The sequence below is a fragment of the Streptococcus mitis SK597 genome, from assembly GCF_000148545.1.
GTDB lineage: Bacteria > Bacillota > Bacilli > Lactobacillales > Streptococcaceae > Streptococcus > Streptococcus mitis_C.
In genome coordinates this window covers 1-19,944 of record NZ_AEDV01000038.1, presented here as the reverse complement: position 1 = coordinate 19,944, position 19,944 = coordinate 1, and the positions used below count along the sequence as shown (strand labels likewise).

19 protein-coding genes and 2 pseudogenes are annotated in these 19,944 nt (G+C 37.3%); 6 read left to right on the top strand and 15 right to left on the bottom strand.

All coding sequences use genetic code 11. From position 1 onward, the window contains the following. Positions 1–115: 115 nt before the first annotated feature. From SMSK597_RS07040 to SMSK597_RS07025, 4 genes are all read right to left on the bottom strand, one after another. Entirely contained in the window at positions 116–388 is a 273-nt protein-coding gene (locus tag SMSK597_RS07040; RefSeq protein WP_001085044.1) for a PspC domain-containing protein, read from the bottom strand. A 58-nt stretch (positions 389–446) separates the two neighbouring features. Further along, complete coding sequence (locus SMSK597_RS07035) at positions 447–896, bottom strand: SprT family protein (RefSeq protein WP_000778579.1); 450 nt, start codon at positions 894–896, stop codon at positions 447–449. Beyond that, entirely contained in the window at positions 883–3,012 is a 2,130-nt protein-coding gene (locus SMSK597_RS07030) for a Tex family protein (protein ID WP_004237849.1), read from the bottom strand. The genes SMSK597_RS07035 and SMSK597_RS07030 overlap by 14 nt, the downstream gene beginning before the upstream one ends. Before the next feature lie 424 nt (positions 3,013–3,436). Further along, positions 3,437–3,817 (bottom strand): PBECR3 domain-containing polyvalent protein, encoded by a 381-nt coding sequence (locus SMSK597_RS07025; RefSeq protein WP_000940624.1) that lies wholly within the window; start codon positions 3,815–3,817, stop codon positions 3,437–3,439. Positions 3,818–3,972: 155 nt separating this feature from the next. Here SMSK597_RS07025 and SMSK597_RS13795 point away from each other — a divergent pair, with 155 nt between their 5' ends. From SMSK597_RS13795 to SMSK597_RS0102330, 3 genes are read left to right on the top strand one after another with little or no spacing between them, the layout of a single operon-like run. After that, positions 3,973–4,104, top strand: a complete 132-nt coding sequence (locus SMSK597_RS13795) for an SPJ_0845 family protein (protein ID WP_000268685.1) — start codon at positions 3,973–3,975, stop codon at positions 4,102–4,104. Next, complete coding sequence (locus SMSK597_RS07015) at positions 4,105–5,010, top strand: permease (RefSeq protein WP_000123609.1); 906 nt, start codon at positions 4,105–4,107, stop codon at positions 5,008–5,010. Further along, positions 5,007–5,822: a TIGR03943 family putative permease subunit gene (locus SMSK597_RS0102330; RefSeq protein WP_000617853.1), complete on the top strand. Its 816-nt coding sequence runs from the start codon at positions 5,007–5,009 to the stop codon at positions 5,820–5,822. Before SMSK597_RS07015 ends, SMSK597_RS0102330 begins: the two co-directional genes overlap by 4 nt. Before the next feature lie 127 nt (positions 5,823–5,949). On the opposite strand, the gene SMSK597_RS07010 is transcribed toward SMSK597_RS0102330, so the two are convergent. The 7 genes and pseudogenes from SMSK597_RS07010 to SMSK597_RS0102325 all read right to left on the bottom strand — a co-directional run bounded on the left by SMSK597_RS07010 (position 5,950) and on the right by SMSK597_RS0102325 (position 11,334). Next, positions 5,950–6,666, bottom strand: coding sequence for an alpha/beta hydrolase (locus tag SMSK597_RS07010; protein ID WP_000759782.1), 717 nt, complete (start codon positions 6,664–6,666; stop codon positions 5,950–5,952). Between the two features lie 3 nt (positions 6,667–6,669). Then, the gene (locus SMSK597_RS07005; protein ID WP_000420559.1) at positions 6,670–6,981 is read right to left on the bottom strand and encodes a hypothetical protein; all 312 of its coding nucleotides are present in this window, start codon (positions 6,979–6,981) and stop codon (positions 6,670–6,672) included. A gap of 119 nt (positions 6,982–7,100) precedes the next feature. Next, positions 7,101–8,843, bottom strand: coding sequence for a glycoside hydrolase family 13 protein (locus SMSK597_RS07000; RefSeq protein ID WP_000423478.1), 1,743 nt, complete (start codon positions 8,841–8,843; stop codon positions 7,101–7,103). A 176-nt stretch (positions 8,844–9,019) separates the two neighbouring features. Then, a complete protein-coding gene (locus tag SMSK597_RS06995) occupies positions 9,020–9,511 on the bottom strand; it encodes a nucleotidyltransferase domain-containing protein (protein WP_001086569.1) in 492 nt (163 codons plus the stop codon). Positions 9,512–9,574: 63 nt separating this feature from the next. Further along, the gene (locus SMSK597_RS06990) at positions 9,575–10,456 is read right to left on the bottom strand and encodes a diacylglycerol/lipid kinase family protein (RefSeq protein ID WP_000710086.1); all 882 of its coding nucleotides are present in this window, start codon (positions 10,454–10,456) and stop codon (positions 9,575–9,577) included. A 113-nt stretch (positions 10,457–10,569) separates the two neighbouring features. Continuing rightward, positions 10,570–10,698: pseudogene (locus tag SMSK597_RS12790) on the bottom strand (hydrolase); the annotation flags it as partial. 42 nt (positions 10,699–10,740) lie between these two features. Further along, complete coding sequence (locus SMSK597_RS0102325) at positions 10,741–11,334, bottom strand: SAP domain-containing protein (protein WP_029745440.1); 594 nt, start codon at positions 11,332–11,334, stop codon at positions 10,741–10,743. Positions 11,335–11,632: 298 nt separating this feature from the next. Between SMSK597_RS0102325 and SMSK597_RS06980 the strand changes: the two genes are divergently transcribed. The 3 genes and pseudogenes from SMSK597_RS06980 to ltrA all read left to right on the top strand — a co-directional run bounded on the left by SMSK597_RS06980 (position 11,633) and on the right by ltrA (position 15,096). Continuing rightward, positions 11,633–12,313 (top strand): hypothetical protein, encoded by a 681-nt coding sequence (locus SMSK597_RS06980; protein WP_000083388.1) that lies wholly within the window; start codon positions 11,633–11,635, stop codon positions 12,311–12,313. A gap of 22 nt (positions 12,314–12,335) precedes the next feature. After that, positions 12,336–13,115 carry a hypothetical protein gene (locus tag SMSK597_RS06975; RefSeq protein WP_001037603.1) on the top strand — a complete coding sequence of 260 codons (780 nt, stop codon included), beginning with the start codon at positions 12,336–12,338 and terminating at the stop codon, positions 13,113–13,115. A 702-nt stretch (positions 13,116–13,817) separates the two neighbouring features. After that, positions 13,818–15,096 (top strand): annotated as a pseudogene (gene ltrA / locus SMSK597_RS06965) (group II intron reverse transcriptase/maturase). 69 nt (positions 15,097–15,165) lie between these two features. On the opposite strand, the gene SMSK597_RS06960 reads toward ltrA, so the two are convergent. The 4 genes from SMSK597_RS06960 to ccdA2 all read right to left on the bottom strand — a co-directional run bounded on the left by SMSK597_RS06960 (position 15,166) and on the right by ccdA2 (position 19,704). Continuing rightward, on the bottom strand, positions 15,166–16,446 hold the full coding sequence (locus SMSK597_RS06960; protein ID WP_000786157.1) for a DNA cytosine methyltransferase: 1,281 nt from the start codon (positions 16,444–16,446) through the stop codon (positions 15,166–15,168). A 517-nt stretch (positions 16,447–16,963) separates the two neighbouring features. Continuing rightward, positions 16,964–18,322, bottom strand: a complete 1,359-nt coding sequence (rlmD, locus tag SMSK597_RS06955) for a 23S rRNA (uracil(1939)-C(5))-methyltransferase RlmD (protein ID WP_000914561.1) — start codon at positions 18,320–18,322, stop codon at positions 16,964–16,966. 96 nt (positions 18,323–18,418) lie between these two features. Further along, on the bottom strand, positions 18,419–18,985 hold the full coding sequence (gene sdbB, locus SMSK597_RS06950; protein ID WP_000757368.1) for a thiol-disulfide oxidoreductase-associated lipoprotein SdbB: 567 nt from the start codon (positions 18,983–18,985) through the stop codon (positions 18,419–18,421). An 11-nt stretch (positions 18,986–18,996) separates the two neighbouring features. After that, positions 18,997–19,704: a thiol-disulfide oxidoreductase-associated membrane protein CcdA2 gene (gene ccdA2 / locus SMSK597_RS06945; protein ID WP_004237834.1), complete on the bottom strand. Its 708-nt coding sequence runs from the start codon at positions 19,702–19,704 to the stop codon at positions 18,997–18,999. Between the last annotated feature and the right edge of the window lie 240 nt (positions 19,705–19,944).

The following is a 19,944-nucleotide window of genomic DNA, read 5'->3' as shown; positions in this document are numbered from 1 at the left end:
TATATTATANCTTTTTTGCTTATTCCAAATCTTTTGTATAAGGCTATTAGCTATGTACAGAAAAATCCTATTTCCATAAATATGTAAGTAGCTATCTCCTTATTAACTAAGTACCTCACCAAAACCAACCTTCATTATCGTCAATAGCTTGGGCTTCTTTGCGTTTGCGTGGGCCTGTTCCGTACATTTCTGCTTCGATTTCTTCCTTGGTTGGCATGATAGAAGCTAGGATGATATAGATAATCACGCCAAGTCCAAAGTTTGCAACTGTAAAAATGGCAAACAAGAAACGAACAAGGGTAACATCAAAGTTCCACTTGTCTGACAAACCTGCCAAAACTCCTGAAATCATGCGATTGCGTCTCATTTTATAAAATTTACTGTTCATGATATTTCCTCTTTCTGCTAGGTTAGACATAGTATATCACAGGTAGGCTCGGCTTTCATCAGTCCTCAGGCTGATTTACTAGTAGCAATTTACCTCGACAAAGTCCACAGCGATAGCGTTTGGTATCAATCCTTCGTTTGCGATGATAAGTTTGCTGGCAGGATTGGCAACGATAAAGTTTGAGTGGTTTAGAGTGGCTATTTGTCAAGGAGGGCACAAAGCGTAATCCATCCACTGCTTTCAAAAGTTCCTTAAAATCCCGATCCTTGTGTTGATAGCCCTTCCCTTGAAAATAGAGGTGATAATGACAGAGTTCATGTCGGACAATTTTTCTAAAAACGTCCAACCCCAGTTCCTGATAAACCTTGGGATTAAAATCCAAATGCCCATCTTTTGGGAAAAATCGCCCACCTGTCGAACGTAGACGCCTATTCCACTGGGCATGATGGATAAAAGGTCTGCCGAAGTCTTCTAGTGAAACCTGCTTGACGTAATCAGTCAGTTTCATTTGGAGCTAGAAGCGACAGATTGACTTTTTCACGTTCAGTGTCAATTTTCTTAACCCAAACGGTTACCAAATCACCGACAGACACCACTTGGCTAGGATGTTTGATAAATTTGCGACTCATATGGGAAATATGAATCAGACCGTCCTCATGAATCCCGATATCAACGAAGGCACCGAAGTCAACGACGTTGCGCACCACACCTTCCAGCTTCTGTCCGACTACTAAATCCTTAATATCCAGGACATCTTGGCGAAGCACAGGTGCGTCAAAGGAATCACGAAAATCTCGACCTGGTTTGAGAAGGTCGGCAATGATATCTTTAAGAGTTTCTGGACCAAGGTCTAGTTCTTGCGCCATTTCCTTGATTGATAGCGACTTGAGTTTGCCTTGGGCCTCTTCATTCAAGTCCTTGATATCCAAACGTTTGAAGAGTTCCTTAACCGCAGTGTAGTTCTCTGGGTGAACTCCTGTATTATCAAGGATATTGCTACTTTCAGGGATACGAAGGAAACCAGCTGCCTGTTCAAAAGCCTTGGCACCCAGACGCGGAACCTTCTTAATTTGAGCTCGTGAAGTGATTTTTCCTTCTTCTTCACGATACTTGACGATATTTTCAGAAATGGTTTTATTGAGTCCAGCGACATGGGAAAGAAGAGCTGGGCTGGCCGTATTGACATTGACACCGACTTGGTTAACTACCGTATCCACGACAAAATCCAGACTTTCAGACAGTTTCTTCTGACTGACATCGTGCTGGTACTGGCCGACACCAATTGACTTAGGATCAATTTTGACTAATTCCGCAAGAGGATCTTGCAAACGACGGGCGATAGAAATAGCAGAGCGTTTTTCAACGGTCAAATCTGGAAACTCCTGACGAGCAAGCTCACTGGCAGAATAGACCGAAGCACCACTTTCATTGACGATAACATAGCTGACTTCAGGGAACTCTTTCAGAACTTCCGCCACAAAGGCTTCACTTTCACGACTGGCCGTTCCATTTCCGATGGCAATAATCTCTACATCGTATTGACCAATCAAATCTGCCAAATCTTTCTTGGATTCTTCGATTTGACGAGCTGATGCTGGTTTGACAGGATAAATGACCTGAGTTGTCAGCATTTTTCCTGTTGCATCCACGACAGCTAGCTTGGCACCTGTACGAAAGGCTGGGTCAAACCCAAGAACCACGCGCCCTTTCAGTGGAGCAACCAAGAGGAGATTACGCAGATTGTCAGAAAAGAGTTGGATAGCTCCTTCTTCTGCCTTTTCAGTTAATTCTGTACGAATACGGCGCTCGATAGCAGGTAAGACTTTTTTCTTAACAGATTGCTGAACAACTTCATCAATATAGGCGTTTTTCACCTTGAAACGAGCTGCAAAGAAAGCTAGAATACGGTCCGTAGCGTGTTCAAAACCGACCTTCAAGACACCTAGCTTCTCCCCACGATTGAGCGCCAAGGTACGATAGCCCTGCATATTGCCAACGGTCTCTGAAAAATCATAGTAAATCTGAAAAACCTGCTTTTCATCAAGACTTTCATCCTTGACTTGAGAAGTGAGTTTAGAGTGTCTCAAAACCTCCTGATAAGTCATGGAACGCAAAGTCACATCTTCCGATAAGGCTTCGACTAAAATATCAACTGCACCAGCCAAGGCTTCCTTACCTGTCGCAAATCCTTCACAGACAAACTTTTCAGCCTCTTTTTCTAAGTCCGCTACATTTTGCAAAATCAAGCGAGCAAGTGGGAAGAGTCCGGCTTCACGGGCAATTGTTGCCTTGGTCCGACGCTTTTCCTTGTATGGAAGATAGAGTTCTTCTACGTCTGCTAATTTTTCGGCAGCTAAGATAGCTTCTTCCAACTCCTTGGTCAACTTGCCTTGTTCTTGAATCTTAGCTAAAACAGCTTCCTTACGGTCGTTGAGATTGGTCAGACTTTTATCCAAGTCGATAATGGCCTTAATCGCCACCTCATCCAGACTACCAGTCATGTCCTTGCGATAACGCGCGATAAAGGGAATAGTCGCCCCTTCAGCTGTCAAACTTAGAACGGTATCGATTTGCTTTAACGTCACTCCCAAATCCTGAGAGATTTTTTCATATTTTTTATCCATAAATCTATTATACCACAAGCTAAACATTTCAAATTAGCTCTTACAATTTTAAAACATAAGTTGGTGAATAAATTTGCTTCATTTCAATATTCTATTTATTGAGAAGGTTTCAATTTAAAATTCTACTAGATTACAAAAGAATCTATGAGTAATTTCACTGTTTTTATTTTTTACAAAACGCTTTATAAAACTATTTGTTGAAGTTAACGAATCAATTTTCAGAGCAAATAAAAAATCGCAAGCCTGAGCCTGCGGTGGGGATAATCTTTTTTGAAATTTTGAAACAAAAAGGAGCGTTTAAGCTCCCTCCTTTGAAATAACGGACACTTGGCTGGTCGGTGTACCCAGCATCTCAGATACCTTTTCCAAGGTGCGGCAGGAACCTTTCTGCCCTCAAATGTCTTTCGTTAATATTATTCTAGCACTATCTACTTTTTTTGTCAAGTTTTCTCAATCTACCAGACTTAATACGACTTTGTAACTTGTAATCTTGTAAACGATACATGGTCGGAACATAAAAGAAATCACCACTTTTATGTAACTTGATGGCAACAAGAACATTATCATCAAATCTTTTAACATATTCAAAACTGGCGTCTTTCTCTCGTGGATTGACCCCAACGAAATCTGGATTACTTAGTATAAGTTCCAGATCTTCGATATGATGAATCACATCATTATGATGCCGTTTCAACATATGACTTCTTAAACCTTCTTTGTTAACTTTGATATCACTAGCTTCAAGAACAATATTAAAAATTTCTTTTACTTCGTCAGTAACCTGACCGATCTTTTTATGTGCCATCATTTCCTCCGTTATTCCAAAATTATTATATCACAATCATAGTGTATATTAGGATATATCACGCTCTATTATTCGTTAGATACTCAATTTTAACTTTTCCCTTTTCCTCAAAATAATAGTATAATAGAGGTAGAATTTAGAATCGAGGTACACCTATGGCTGTAAAATTTACAAAACGAGACGACTTGGACAAAATGTTTGAAGAGTTTGCGAAACTCCCAGATTTGAAACAGGTCACTTTCCCTGATGACAAAGAGAAAAAAGCCAAAGCAGAAAAGAAAAACTAGATGACTGCTTTCCAACAACTCCCGTCTAGTGTGCTTCAGACTGGGGCTATTTTTCTCTCTATAATCATTGAAGCTCTACCCTTCGTTCTGATAGGAAGTATTGTTTCAGGGCTGATTGAGGTTTATATCACACCTGACAAGGTTTATCATTTTCTCCCTCGAAATCGTTGGGGGAGAATCTTTTTTGGGACCTTCGTTGGGATACTTTTCCCTTCTTGTGAATGTGGAATTGTCCCCATTATCAATCGATTTCTGGAAAAGAAAGTTCCTAGTTATACGGCCGTTCCTTTTCTTGTGACTGCACCAGTCATCAATCCCATTGTTCTTTTTGCGACCTATTCTGCCTTTGGCAATTCCTTCCATATCGCCCTGTTACGAGCTCTGGGTTCCATTGTTGTGGCTGTGATACTTGGGATTTTTCTAGGATTCTTCTGGCAAGAACCGATTCAGAAAGAAAATCGTTTGGCATGTCATGAGCACGATTTTTCTCACTTGAGTTCTGCAAAAAAAGTTTTTCAAGTCTTTGTGCAGGCCATTGATGAATTTTTTGACACGGGACGTTATTTAGTATTTGGCTGTCTCTTTGCCTCTGTTATACAGGTTTATGTTCCGACACGGATTCTGACCTCTATCAGTGCGACTCCTCTTTTTGCCATCCTGCTCCTGATGCTTTTGGCCTTTCTTCTGTCGCTCTGTAGTGAGGCGGATGCCTTTATCGGTGCTTCTCTTCTCTCGAGTTTCGGTTTGGCACCAGTTCTGGCCTTTCTGGTGATTGGCCCAATGCTGGATATCAAAAATATTCTCATGATGAAAAATTACTTGAAAGCACGATTTATCAGTCACTTTATCACTATTGTAACTCTTGTCGTCTTAGTCTATTCTCTCTTGATTGGAGTCATCCTATGATTCGATTTTTAGTTTTAGCTGGCTATTTTGAATTGACTATTTATCTCCATCTGTCCGGAAAATTAAACCAGTACATCAACATGCACTATTCCTATCTGGCCTATATTTCCATGGTACTTTCCTTTATTTTGGCAATTGTTCAACTGTATATCTGGATGAAGCAAGTCAAAACCCACAGTCATCTGAACAGCCGATTGTCGAAGGTGACTAGTGTTGCTCTTCTGGCTATTCCACTTGTCGTCGGTTTAACTTTTCCAACTGTTAGCTTGGATTCTCAGACCGTTTCTGCCAAAGGCTATCACTTCCCCTTATCAGAAGGCACGGATCAAGCCATTCAGACAAGTGAAGGAACGACAAGCCAATATTTGAAACCAGATACCAGTTCTTATTTTTCAAAATCAGCCTATGAAAAGGAAATGCGAACTGCGGCGGATAAATACTTGTCCCAAGATAGTATTCAGATCACTAACGAAAACTATATGGAAGTCATGGAAGCTATCTACGACTATCCAGATGAATTCGAGGGCAAGACAGTCCAGTTCACAGGCTTTGTCTATAACGACCCCAGTCATGCCAATAGCCAATTTCTGTTCCGCTTCGGCATTATCCACTGTATCGCGGATTCCGGTGTCTATGGATTGCTGACCAAGGGAAATAACCGTCAATATGAAAACAACACCTGGATAACAGCCAAAGGAAAACTGGTCAATCACTACCATAAAGAACTCAAACAAAACCTCCCAACCTTAGAAATCGACAGCTTTACCAAAGTCGATAAACCAGAGAATCCCTATGTGTATCGCGTGTTTTAAAAAAGCAAGATAAAAACGAACAAGTTCTCTTCTGAATGACAGAAAAAGAGCCTGTTCGTTTTTTGTTATCTGAGTATTAATGATTTGTAGATTTAAATCTTATAACATTTTAAGTAATACAAGTAGCTCAATGAGAATAAGCGAGCCACTCATTAATCAGACTAGCAATTTCTCTAGGTGCTTCAGTATAAAGCTCATGGCTAACGTTTTCTAGAAAAATAGTATCAAAATAATCTGGTAATTCTTTTAGGGTTTCCTCTCTCCATGTAGCTTCATTAGGATAGCGAGGACTAATAAACAAGGTATCTCCCACTTCTCTCTTAAAAGCTTGTATCTTCCTCCGTAGGCGGAGTATCGCTTCTATATTTTCATATTTTATAGCTAACTCATATCTATTATACTCCGCATTCCAGTGATAGGACTGTCTTACAGCTTTCTCCATATTTTCTGACCAATGCTTTGCTTCGGATTTTTCTTTAGAAATAAGAACATCTAAGTCCGAAACAACTTGAGATTCAATATAGTTTTCAGTTTCCTCTAACTCTGTATCTAAAGGTAAAATCTTATCTAAATCTAGATAGCCACCATCCAAAAGAATTAGTTTTTTCACTTCATAAAATTCCGATGCAAGATAACGCGCCAAATCTCCTCCAAGAGAATGACCTATCAGACATATAGATTCTTCCTCTACAATCTCATTTTTAAACCATGATTTCAATTCTGTTTCATCTCGAAGATGCTTTTCATATGGATTTAGAAAATAAATCTGCGAATTTAGTTCTTGAAAAAAATCCTTGCTATGATAGACATTGCTTCCCAAACCGCCAATAAAATATTTTTTCATTCTCTACTTAATACTATGCTTATTCATCTTTTGTTCAAAGATAGTTGTGATAATCTGACGTAATTCTTCGCGTTCTTTTTCTGGTATTTCACCACTTGTTTGAGCTGCAGAATAGAGTTCAGGGTGTTCAATTGAAATGCGCTTAATCGTACGTGTCGTAGCATGTTTTCTGACAAAAAACGGAATGCGCTTAATCAAGTCTTGTGGTACTAGTGCAAGAATCTTCTCAGCAGTTTCCTTGTCACTAATCTTAGACGTCGTAAGCCCCTTCTTAATCATTTCCTGTTCTTTTTCTGTAAAATCTTTTAATTCCATTCGATCAGTCCTCCTTTTTTCTTTAAGTTAAATTATATACCAATTGTAGCAAGACGACAAATAGTCTGTTTGTAAAATGTTCTCTATACTACAACTTTCCTGCTACTCTTAATTGCTCTTTAATGAAAAATCACAAATCCTTTTGGAGAGATGACAAGCTGATTCTCCAATTCTTGGCAATTGCTTGCTAGTGCTACTGCTTCTTTCTCTACAATACAATCTTCTGTTGATTGGTTAAAGATAGCTTTAAGAACCCGGCCTTCGTATGTCCATTCCAGAGCTACTAGATCTGGTTTGATTTCTCGAAGACCATATTTGCCATGCTGAATAATTGCTGACGCGTGTTTGCGAATCTTGATTAGTTTCTTCATGAAATTCAGCATATCATTGGTACTTGATACGCGTTCCCAAGGCATACAACGACGACAATCTGGGTCTGGACCGCCAGTCAAAGCTAGCTCTGTTCCGTAATAAATGCAGGGTGTTCCTTTTTGTAAAAAGAGAAAGGCTAAGGCTGATTTAACCAGTTGAACGTCTTCATTTGCCGTCCACAGGATTCGCTCTGTATCATGTGAATCCAAGAGATTAAACATAACCTCTGAAATCTGCTGTTTGTAATACATAGATTGACCATTGATTTCATCGATGAACTGTTCCGTCTTCTTAATACCTCGTAAAAAATACTCCTTGATGCTATCAGATAAAGGATAATTCATGACCGCATGGAACTCATCTCCATTTAGCCAAGGCTGAGACGTATGCCAGACTTCTCCAAGGATATAAAGATCAGGCCTTTTAGCTAAAACTGCCTTTCGAAAATCCCTCCAAAACTGATGGTCAATCTCATTAGCCACATCCAAACGCCAAGCATCAATATCAAACTCTTCAATCCAATAAGTCGCAACCTTTAAAAGATACTCCTTGACCTCTGGATTGGCTGTATTTAGCTTAGGCATATAGTCCTCGAAACCAAAAGCATGATAGGGTAAGTCTCTTTTATTAACTAGCTTTTCAGTTGTCACTGGAAATTGTTGAATATGGAACCAATCCTTATAAGCAGATTGCGAACCATTTTTGACAACATCTTGCCATTGAGGAGATTGCGAACCAATATGGTTAAATACCGCATCCAACATGATTTTCATGCCACGTCGATGAGCTTGCTCGATAAGCTCCCGAAAGGTTTCCTTGTCTCCAAAATGACGGTCAATTTCAAAGTAATCTGTCGTATTGTACTTATGATTGCTCGTAGATTCAAAGATAGGACAAAGATAAAGTCCAGTAATTCCCAAGTCTTGCAAGTAATCCAGATGGTCAATAATGCCTTGTAAATCACCACCAAAGAAATCATCACTCTGAGGTGTGATAGATAAATCCCAGCCTAAAGTCCCTTCTGGGTTTAATCGAGTATTTCCATTGGCAAAGCGTTCTGGGAAAATCTGATACCATACCGTATTTGAAACCCAGTCAGGAATCTGGCATGCATCAATCTCATGAAGATAAGGCAACTTAAATCCATTTCCAATAGCATGAAGATTTTCTAAAGAATTTTCAACGCACCCTTTATCGCCATACAAAATATTTTGACCTTCTGTATCTCTGAGCTCAAAGAGATACTGGATACGTGCAAAGTCAACGGACACTTCAACCTGCCAATAATCAAAGATGGCATCAGAAGTTATCTTGGCCATTTCTTTTGTATCCTGATAAAACTCCTCCATAAAGATAAAAGGATCCCCATAATGCAAGTTTATGCTTTCAATGTCCCCTTTCTTAGTTCGAATCCGAATATGAAGTTTCTTATCCTTATAAAGATAGGCATATTCCGACTCAGTCCTATGGTAAATAGCACTTAATTCCACTGTATTTGTCTCCTGATTTACTTGGTTGCATTTACGACGCAAACGTTTTCATAATTATGATTCTAGTATACTACTTTCGTATTTTATTTTCAAGGCTTGTCCGTAGATTCTAGTGGTTTGGTTCTATAAATAAAAAAGCAGCCAGTCTTACAACTTGCTACTTTTCAAATGATGATTTACAAATATCTTTGCAACCACTCTATTTTTTTAAAATCCTTATTGTTATTGTGCTCATTTCGATAAGAATCTTGGGAAGAAGCCTTGTAAATGCTTAAAAACTGTTCCAAACTTGGAACTCGAAACGAGATGTCATCGAGATGAATCAGCTCTATATCCGATTCCGAAACTCCTGCAAAATCAGGTAAAGAATCAATACTTCCGAATTCAACACTCAGACCATCCTTTTGGAATTCATGCTCATGAATATCTATTAAGGCGTAACCTAAGTGATTCATCACTTTCATTATCTTGTCCCAGTCATAGATTCTGAGATGGTCAGGAGCTTCCCAACCTCTAGAGTCACCAGGCACATGAATGTCAATGTCAGACGGTCTCCATTCTTCATTTGAACGGTATTCAAAACCCAAGGACCCCATGAGAGTCGGTGTGATTCCGATTTGGTTTAAATGAGAACAAATTATTCGAAATTCATCAAATAGAGAATTCATTCCTCCTCCAATCGTTGGTATAGAATTTAATTTCGTTGTGAATAATAAACTAATTTTTACCTTCTACTCTTTCGGTTTTGAAAATACTTCTACTCGCTGAGATAGGACTTTGATTTCTACAGGTAGGTTATCTGACTTATCACCGTCAACATCTGACTCCAATTCACTATCTGAAGAAATTTTAATATTGCGCGCTTTGATATACTCGATATTGTCATTTGCGACAACATCGCCTTTTAATAAATCAGGAATGACGGATAATTTAGAGAATATAGAAGCATCTTTTAGAATCAAAATGTTGGCATAGCCGTCTTTGTTTTCTTCAAAGATTTTCTTATCAGCGAAGTAATTTGTCAAGAGAACCAAAACATGGCTAGCTTCACCAACATAATTTCCATTTTCTGTCTCAACCTTAATGTTAAAGACCTGATCCGTCATGACAGACTTCATGGTATTTACAGCATAGGCTAAAATACCGAATTTTGTCTTGTCCTCGATTTCAACATTGTGAATCGCTTCAGGAAGAGAGCCGATACTAAAGATATAGCCAAAATAATTGTCATTCGCTTTACCGATATCAATCTTATTGGTTAAGTTAAAATCGAGTTCATCAATCGCGCCATCAATGTCTTGATTAATTTCCAACAGTTTCGTAATGAGGTTACCCGTCCCACCTGGGATAATCCCTAACTTAGGAATGTAGTCTCTCTCAGCAATACCAGAAATGACTTCGTTGACAGTCCCGTCTCCACCAAACACAACCACTGCATCGTACTGCTCACGAGAAGCTTCTTCAGCAAAATGTGTTGCATCCAAAGCTTTTTCAGTAATTTTGGTTTCCACGTGCTCAAAGTATTCCTTTGCTTTATTTTCCAGCTTATCTTTGTAATCTAAAGCCTTTTCCCCACCAGAGGTAGGGTTAATAATTAACATTGCCTTTTTCATTAATAATACTCCTTAATTTTTAAATAGAAATGTTTACATTTTGTCGTATGCAAGTAAATGTAATCCTATTATACAATGAAAATACAGAAAAGAAAAATATGACGTACTGGAGATTAATACGCTTTTATTCTATTTTCCCATTGCATAACTACAGCCTTTAAGGGATCGTCCAAGTAAAAATAGGCCTTATCTTTTATCCAATAAGGAATGCCGTAAGCTGCCTCGGCAATGCTAGCAGTGGTTTCATCAAGTGAGATGAGGTTTCATCAAGTGAGATGAGGTTTCTACTTACCATACTCGTTTATTTTATCAGCATATTCAGTCAAAAGATTCTTTGAATAAATTTTTTCAGCCTTTAAATTTCTAACTTCTTTCCAAAGAATAGAAGTCACTTTTAACTTGTTTGAGTAGTTACGACTATTTTCGTCTGCACAGAAATCCTTTAGAAATTGGTTCCATTGACAAACCGAATGATCATACTTGGCATAGTCTGAATTTCCATAATAGACTTTTAGCATATCTTGGATTGTAAAACTCAAATCATTTTCTCTTTTTACTTTTCTCCAAGCAGTCGCCATATCAGCAGTAAATTTAAAGGGTGAAACATCTGTTAAAGTTGAGAAATATTCTCTAAAGTGTGCATTAAAGGAGAATCCACATTCAAGTAAGGGCGTATCTAAGCTAATATCTTCTACTTGTTTCTTTTTCCTTTTTATTGATGATTTTTTAATCAAATTACCCTTAAAGTACTGCTCAATAATATGATTGAGTTCTTTTTTGGTACCTCTATACTCTAATCCTAATGATTTACATAGTTGTGAAAGTTCATTACGATACCAATAATATTTATAGTAGATTGAAATAAGATGTGAACAAATCGATTAGGAAAGTCAAATTAATGTATAGAAATATTTTAGCAGTCGTGGCGTACTATTCTTGATTCAATATACCATATTGGCAAAAATAATTAGAAATTAGAGTAAGATAAAGTTTATTTTTATTTTTAAGTTCCTTGATTTTATTCGGTAATATTATATCAGATAATAAGCAAAAAACAATACTATAGAGTACCAAACATATTAGTCTCATTTCTATTTAAACCAATAATATTAAACATTCAACATATATACAAACTGATTTCAATATGCTAGAATATAAGGTAATAAGGAGGAAAATATGTCTCAATCAATTAAGTATACCACAAATCCGTTCCCTATATTAATTTCTGAAACTACCGGTTTCTTTATTAATCCAGAGAATATTATTCAAGCAATTGAATATACAAATAAGCTAATTGCTGAACTTCCTAAAGCAGTATATTCAAATATAGACTACAAAGCAATCTCTGGTTTAATTGGAGCTTGTTTTTGTACCGGAATATCACTTAACTCTAATAATAATGCAATAGTAAATCCAAATGAAAAAGGATATCCTGATATTATTCCAACTATTGCAATAACGGATAAACAAGCTAATCTTATGAATTACCCAAAAGGTATTGAAGTAAAATGTACTTCTGGTAGCGTTTCTACAGACTCTAAAATAAAAAAATTTAGCCCACGACTAGAGCATATTAATCACATTACATGGCAAGCTCACCATAGGGACGGGAAGCATCTATTGGGTGTTATATGGGATTTTATTGAAGAAGATTCTCTACCAGTCATTTCTGGTGTATTCTATTCGAATCAATTAAAACAGGAAGATTGGGGAAAAATTTCAGGAATAAGTGGTCGCAATACGAAAGTATGCTCTCTTTTGAGTAGCGGAAAAAAGAAAATGGGAGACGGTTGGATTGCTATTATAGAAAATCCTAATTATAAATCTACATACTTAAAAAAACTAACTGGAAAATAAGAAATATAAAGGAAACACTATCATGAACAAATTAAAATATATAATAAATAATAAACATTCAGTTAAAATAGATAATAAAGTAATAATTACTAATTCCCAAATATTACAAGCAATTGAATTTTCAAACGAAGCACTTATTTCTCTTGATAAACAAACTAAAGAATTTGAAATTAATATTTTTGAAATAATGGGCATGCGTAATCTTAGCGGTGTTGTAGGTGAATACTTTGGAAAAAGTCTTCAAAAGTTTTCAAATCAAAATTTACAATCTAATCTTCATCAAGATGGTTATCCTGACTTATTACTTACTAACAGTGACGATAAATTAGCATACTATCATACACTATATACAGTTGAAAACGGTAAAAAATATCCAAAAGAAAAAGCATTGTTTAGTCCTTATAAATTTGGCGGTATTGAAGTCAAAGCTACTTGTGGTACAACTCCACCAGCTTCACAAGTTCCAAAGCCATTAATTGGGGAACAGCGCATAAATTTACTTAATTCATTCGACTGGAAAGCACATCATAGAGACACTAATAATTTAATTGGAATTTTGTGGGATTTTATTGATGAAGTTCCAACTATTATAGCAGTTTTCTACAGTAATAATCTTTCACAGGAAGATTGGGGAAGGATCGTGCATCCTAAAGTTGATGGAGGACGTACTACGAGTGTCTCAATTATGAATTCCTCTGGAGTTAAAAAAATGTGTACAAGTTGGATTGCTGTTCTAGATGATAAAAAATATATTGAAAAATTAAAATTAAAAAAATGGATTGGATATGATATCTCTATATAATTGATTTATAATCTTCTAAAATTTAACTTTTAAAAAGGACTCAGTACAATTGCTAAGTCCTTTTTGACGTACGACGGGCATGTCGTGCATCTGAGGTGTAAGTCCTCCGTGGGCACCCGCTACCGGTGAACCCAATAGTGATTCCCAAGTCTGACGCTGGAAATAAGAATCGTCAGAGGAAGGGATAGCGAAATCGTGGCTCTACGAACAGGAACGTGATAGGTAAGGCGTATATAGCGGATAAGGGGGCCTGAAACTCTAAAGTCCAAAAAGGTAGTCGTAACCTATATGCGTAAATCACGAGAGTAAATGAATTCGGACTAAGATTTATCTTTTTCACTGTAACCTTTTAACGTCCTCATATCTTGTATAAACGAGGAAAGATGTACGACTTATCCCGTGAGGTCTCATGAGTGCTGAAAGCGTAGTAACAACGAATCATGAGAAGTCAGCCGAACCCATAGTAGTGAGGAAACTTCTGTAATGGAAGTGGAGCGAAGGGGGAATACTCAAACAGTCTGGGGAGAGACTGTTTGAGGTCTGTCGCTAGAAAGAGAAAACGACAGATCGAAGTAATCCTACTTCACTTGTGTCTGTAAAACGAGTGGTCTGATAGAACTGGAGTCTGTCATGTATTGACTAGATGAAGGCTCACCAATATAAGATGTCCCTCAGACACCAAAACAAGAAAGGAATACGCACATGTCAAAATTGATAGATAAGATATTTATCACGCGAAAATATGCTGGAAGCCTACAATCAAGTAAAATCCAATAAAGGCTCAGCTGGGATTGATGGAATTACTATCGAAGAGATGGATAATTATCTCAGACAAAACTGGCGCCTGACTAAGGAACTGATAAAACAGAGAAAATATAAGCCTCAACCAGTTCTCAGAGTTGAGATTCCCAAACCAAACGGAGGTATTCGTCAATTAGGAATTCCAACGGTTATGGATAGAATGATTCAACAAGCCATTGTCCAAGTCATGAGCCCCATTTGTGAACCTCATTTCTCAGATACGAGTTATGGCTTCAGACCAAATAGGTCATGTGAAAAAGCCATCATGAAGCTCTTAGAGTACTTAAATGACGGCTATGAGTGGATAGTGGATATAGACCTAGAGAAATTTTTCGATACGGTTCCTCAAGATAGATTGATGTCCTTAGTACATAACATTATCGAAGACGGAGATACGGAATCCTTGATTCGTAAGTATCTTCATTCAGGTGTTATCATTAACGGTCAGCGTCATAAAACGCTAGTTGGTACACCACAGGGAGGAAATTTATCTCCTCTCTTATCCAATATCATGCTTAATGAATTGGACAAGGAATTAGAAAAGAGGGGACTTCGATTTGTGCGCTACGCAGATGATTGTGTGATTACGGTCGAAAGCGAGGCAGCCGCTAAGCGTGTAATGTATTCAGTCAGTCGTTTTATTGAGAAACGGCTAGGTTTGAAAGTAAATATGACCAAGACTAAGATTAGCAGACCAAGAGAGCTGAAATACTTAGGTTTTGGGTTCTGGAAATCATCAGACGGTTGGAAAAGTCGTCCACATCAAGATAGTGTTCGGAGATTCAAGCTTAAATTGAAGAAACTAACACAGAGGAAATGGAGTATAGACTTAACAAGACGTATTGAGCAACTGAATTTGTCCATTCGAGGATGGATAAACTATTTCTCGCTGGGAAATATGAAAAGTATAGTCACCAGCATAGATGAGCGCTTGCGTACTCGCCTACGAGTGATTATCTGGAAGCAATGGAAGAAGAAATCTAGATGATTATGGGGATTGCTTAAGTTAGGAGTTCCTAAATGGGTAGCAGATAAGGTATCTGGCTGGGGCGACCATTATCAATTAGTAGCTCAGAAGTCGGTACTTAAACGTGCTATATCAAAACCAGTCCTTGAAAAACGTGGACTGGTTTCGTGTCTGGATTATTACCTTGAACGACATGCGTTAAAAGTTAGTTGAACCGCCGTATGTCGAACGGCATGTACGGTGGTGTGAGAGGGGCTAGAGATTATCCCCTACTCGATTAATTTATTCATTTTCAATTTGAAGTATGTTTTTTACAATCAAATCAATAATATGAGGAGGAACACTTTCTCCAATCGAATCACGAATCAGACCATCCTTTACAAGTTTATTATTCACTTTGAAAGTATACTCATAATCAGAAATAGTCTGTAATCTCAACGCTTCCCACAAAGATAATACTCTTGTTTGAGTCGGATGAACTTTGTTATCAGAGGATACATATTGGAAATTTTGAGTAATTGTACTAGCTGGCTCATCCCAATACATTCTCTTATAAGCACTAACAAATCCTTTCATTAACCTTTTTTCACCACTATACTTGTCTTCTACATATGGTCTAGGAAGAAGTGATCCACATTTTTGACAATATAAAGGCGTATCAGTTTTTGACTTATTAATACCTTCAACATTATGTCTTGAACCATGTAAACTATTTTCTTGGTATAAACATTCTTGATTAATACACTGATTGTTAAATGCTGATTTTCCTTCTGATGTATTATCTAACCAAAATAGTTTTTTCTCATCTAAGATTGGAACCCTGTGGAGTAAGTTCTCCTTACTTTCGTTTTTACCTTTTTCCGCTCTTAGCGAAGGTAGGTCACCAATTGTATCCCTTAAAGTAAGCCATTTGCTGGTTAGAAGATTTCCTTCCTTAGAGTGCGTTTGCTCTGGAATAAAAGTCTTATTATAAGCGAAATACCTTTTTCCCTTTTTCGTTCTTGAAAAAACTGTCAATAATCTAACTCTATTTTGAGGAACGCCGTAATCAGCCATATTAATTATCTGAGGTTCACCTATATACTCGTCCCCTAATTCCTCATGAATATAATCAATTATATTTACTAAATTATCCTTTTCATCATATATCAGTGTATTAACCATATTTGAAACATTCTCAAATATAATCCATTTGGGTCGTAATTTCTTAATGATACGGACAGCAGGAATAATTAAACGATTTCTTTCATCATATTTTGGTCTTAGGCCTTTTCTAAAATCATTCAACATCTTTCCCATTCCATTAGAAGACATTCCTTGACAAGGGGGGGTTGCTAATATAATAAACGGATTCCCTTTGAAATTCGTCTGATAATAATCAACTATATCATCTTCTAGTTCCCAAATATCCCCATTAAATACTTTTGAATTCGGGTTATTAACTTGAAACAATTCTGCTCGCTCCTTTAAAAGTTCACAAGCAACTACTGTTTCTATACCATTTTTATGTAACCCTAAATCACCTATACCAGACGAAGAAAATAAACTAATTGCATTTTTCATCACTATTATCCTTTCTTTTTCCTAGTGTATCTTAACTCATTTTTTCAAATTTATCAACTAACTTTTCACTATTACCTTAATGAAATTAAATTTAACACTTGATTTACATGTAAGACTGGACTTTAAAAATTAATTATACTCTCATAGGAGATTATTCTCAAAAAACATAAAGTTAGCTATTTCATCAAAATGAAAATTTGTATTTCCTTTAAAATAATCATATTCAAAAAACCAAAAGTAATTTTAATACATTTATTCCCATCTACTTCATATCTTTTAGAAACAAAACATCACCACAGTGTTTATGGTAATAGAATCTATCTCGAATAAGTTATCAGAGCTAGTAAAAAATTTGAGAGGTTACTCTAATACTTCCCCTCTAAACGAGAAAAAGCCTTACCTACAAGGCTTTTCATAACCCTTTTCGTTACAAGGTTTTTACGCTTTTACAAGCAATGCCACACACTCCACATGGTGCGTCTGTGGAACTCAAAAGGTTCGGGGAACCTTTTGAGAATTAATTGCGTTTCTCTAACAAACTCACACACTCGACGTGGTGCGTTTGCGGAAATAAATCAACCGGCTGTACTTTCTTCAATTCATATCCCAATTCTCTGTAGAGTTTGATATCACGCGCCATAGTAGCGACATTGCAGGAGATATAGGCGATGCGGTCTGCTCCTGTTTGACTACTGGCCTTGATAAAGCTTTCTGTGAGTCCTTTTCTTGGTGGGTCCACTAGAATAAGGCTTGGTTGAATTCCATCTTTAAGCCAATTCTTCATTGCATTTTCAGCTGTGTCACAGACATAGTGGGCGTTTGAAATATGGTTCAGTTGAGCATTCTTCTTGCTATTCTCAACCGCTTCTGGAATTACCTCAACACCATAAACTTCTTTGACATGTTTCGCAACAGAGAGGCCAATTGTTCCAATACCAGAATAAGCATCGATAACCACATCATCTTCTTTTAATGCAGCAAAGTCAATGGCTGTTTGATAAAGTTTTTCAGCCATTCCAGTATTGACTTGGTAAAAAGCGGGTCCAGCGATTTGGTAGTCATTTCCCAACATCTGGTCAGTGATAAAGTCTCGTCCATAAAGGGTGCGCCATTCCTTACCAAAAATCGAATTGGTGTTCTGGTCGTTGATATTTTGCATAACAGACGTAATGTCTGGGAACTGCTTGATTAGTTGTTCAATCAATTGGTCGACACGAAAAATTTTGGGACGAGTTGTTACCAAAATAACCATAATTTGACCTGAATAGTGTCCACGACGCACCACAAGATTTCGAATCAAGCCAGCTTGTTCCTTTTCATCATAAGGTTTCAAATCATAACGACGGAGCAAGTCACGTAGACCTACTACTACCTCATCAATCACAGGATCTTGGATAAAGAAATCTTCCAAAGGCATGAGATCGTGGGAATTCTTACGGAAAAATCCAGTTTCTAAGACACCATTAACACGACGAACAGGCACCTGTGCCTTGTTACGATACTTAACTGGATTTTCCATGCCAAGCGTTTCAGAAACCTCTACATCTGCAATCCCAGCAATCTTGTAGAGACTGTCCTTGACTTGCTTGGTTTTAAACTTGAGCTGTTCTGGATAGGAAAGATGTCCTAAATCAGCGATTCCTGAACGCAGATAAGCCAAATCTAGATCTTGATTACGGTGTGGTGATTGGACAAGGTATTCTTCTACTTTCCCAAAGCCAATCTTTTTATTGACCTTGAGGACTCGCATGAGGATTTTTTCACTTGGTAAAGCATTCTCGACAAAGAATACCAAACCATCCACCTTGGCAACACCGGCTCCTTCGTGGGTCAAATCAACAATTTCAACTTCTACAATATCATTTTTCTTTAACATTCTCTTCTCTTTCTATTGGCCGACAAAAAAGACGGCAACGTTACGGTTACCATCTATTATACCATGAAATTTGTAATCAGATTCTCTTTATCTATGCTAGTTCATTTCTTTAAAGGCTGCTTCTGCATCCGCGTTGCTGATAGCACCAAATTGAATCTTTCCAATCTTCCCTTGACTATCAATTAGATATTCTGTAGGAATACTTCGAATTTGATAAGCTTGGAATGTGGTTGCTTTTGTGTCATAAAGAACTGGGATATCTTTATAACCTTGATCTTGGAACCATTGTGGGAATTGCTCGACAGTTTTTTCACCTTGAATTCCTGGTGCAATGACACTAAGAATTTCAAAATCACGATCTGGTTTCGCCGCTAATTCCATCAACTCAGGCATACTTTTCTTACATGGACCACACCATGAAGCCCAAAACTTCAAGTAGACTTTTTTTCCCTTATAATCAGATAACTTAACTTCTTTACCATCCATGGATTGCAAGGTGAAGTCTGGCGCATCTTTTCCAACAGCAATTTGTTGTACAGTCGTTTGTTGCTGTTGTTTTGGGGATTGTTGTGGAGCTTGAGTCTTTTTAGTCTCTTCCTCACCACAGGCTATCAATACGACTAATGACAAGAGGCTTAAGCCAGCAAACATTACTTTTTTCATCTTTTTCTCCTTTATTCAAAAATTCCAGCTAGAATATTTACTTGTCCTAATAATAACAAAATTCCCATTAAAATAATGAGGAAACCACCAATTTTCTTCAGTAGCATCATATGACGTTTAATTTTACTAAAATAAGGCATTACTACACCTGAAGCTAGAGCCAAAACCAAGAAAGGAATGGCCATCCCCAGAGTGTAAATAAGAGTATAGATAGCTCCTTGCCAAGCACCATTGCCTCCAGAAGCTGCAAGAGCTAAAACAGAACTCAAAACAGGACCAATACAAGGCGTCCAACCAAAGCTAAAGGTAATACCGAGTAAAAAGGCTGACCAATAACGATTGGCTTCTGATTTCTTAAAAGTAAAGCTTTTTTGAACCTCTAATTTCTTAAAATGAAAAATTTCCATCTGGTGAAGGCCTAAAATGATAATAATCGTACCCATGGTATAGCGAAACCAATTGGCATAGAGAATATTACCAAAGTAACCTGCACCAAAGCCTAGAATAAAGAAAATGAGTGAAATGCCTGCGATAAAGCAAAGGGTCCGAATCAAACCTGACCAGGCAACTTTTCTTCCAAACAAGGAGATGCTTTTTGCGCTTTCCTGATCATCCAATAAAATTCCAGCATAAACTGGCAGAAGTGGAAAAATACAAGGAGAAAAGAAGGACAATACCCCTGCTAGAAAAACGGAGATTGAAAATACTAGCGTTTCCAATAAAGAACCAACTTTCTTAAGAATTTAAACCTATTGTACTATAAATGTTAAAATTTGTATCAAGTTTGCTACGGTTAACTGTTTTTGTCATTATATTATGTGAAACAAACTCTTTAATAGTACACTATGTTTTCTAAAACATTGTTGGAAATTGATTTGAATTTCTCAATCAAGTTGTTCGTTTTTTTCATTTCACTATAGATAAAAGAAAAAATTGAAGAAAATTGTCCAAAGAGCCAC

Excerpts from the sequence above, each read along its gene's own strand:
- rlmD (WP_000914561.1), bottom strand. The coding sequence starts at position 18,322 with ATGTTAAAGAAAAATGATATTGTAGAAGTTGAAATTGTTGATTTGACC.
- SMSK597_RS06960 (WP_000786157.1), bottom strand. The coding sequence starts at position 16,446 with ATGAAAAATGCAATTAGTTTATTTTCTTCGTCTGGTATAGGTGATTTA.
- SMSK597_RS07030 (WP_004237849.1), bottom strand. The coding sequence starts at position 3,012 with ATGGATAAAAAATATGAAAAAATCTCTCAGGATTTGGGAGTGACGTTA.
- SMSK597_RS13795 (WP_000268685.1), top strand. The coding sequence starts at position 3,973 with ATGGCTGTAAAATTTACAAAACGAGACGACTTGGACAAAATGTTTGAA.
- SMSK597_RS06995 (WP_001086569.1), bottom strand. The coding sequence starts at position 9,511 with ATGAATTCTCTATTTGATGAATTTCGAATAATTTGTTCTCATTTAAAC.
- SMSK597_RS07035 (WP_000778579.1), bottom strand. The coding sequence starts at position 896 with ATGAAACTGACTGATTACGTCAAGCAGGTTTCACTAGAAGACTTCGGC.
- SMSK597_RS07010 (WP_000759782.1), bottom strand. The coding sequence starts at position 6,666 with ATGAAAAAATATTTTATTGGCGGTTTGGGAAGCAATGTCTATCATAGC.
- SMSK597_RS06980 (WP_000083388.1), top strand. The coding sequence starts at position 11,633 with ATGTCTCAATCAATTAAGTATACCACAAATCCGTTCCCTATATTAATT.
- SMSK597_RS06990 (WP_000710086.1), bottom strand. The coding sequence starts at position 10,456 with ATGAAAAAGGCAATGTTAATTATTAACCCTACCTCTGGTGGGGAAAAG.
- SMSK597_RS06975 (WP_001037603.1), top strand. The coding sequence starts at position 12,336 with ATGAACAAATTAAAATATATAATAAATAATAAACATTCAGTTAAAATA.
- SMSK597_RS07040 (WP_001085044.1), bottom strand. The coding sequence starts at position 388 with ATGAACAGTAAATTTTATAAAATGAGACGCAATCGCATGATTTCAGGA.
- SMSK597_RS07025 (WP_000940624.1), bottom strand. The coding sequence starts at position 3,817 with ATGGCACATAAAAAGATCGGTCAGGTTACTGACGAAGTAAAAGAAATT.
- SMSK597_RS07015 (WP_000123609.1), top strand. The coding sequence starts at position 4,105 with ATGACTGCTTTCCAACAACTCCCGTCTAGTGTGCTTCAGACTGGGGCT.
- sdbB (WP_000757368.1), bottom strand. The coding sequence starts at position 18,985 with ATGAAAAAAGTAATGTTTGCTGGCTTAAGCCTCTTGTCATTAGTCGTA.
- SMSK597_RS0102330 (WP_000617853.1), top strand. The coding sequence starts at position 5,007 with ATGATTCGATTTTTAGTTTTAGCTGGCTATTTTGAATTGACTATTTAT.
- SMSK597_RS07005 (WP_000420559.1), bottom strand. The coding sequence starts at position 6,981 with ATGGAATTAAAAGATTTTACAGAAAAAGAACAGGAAATGATTAAGAAG.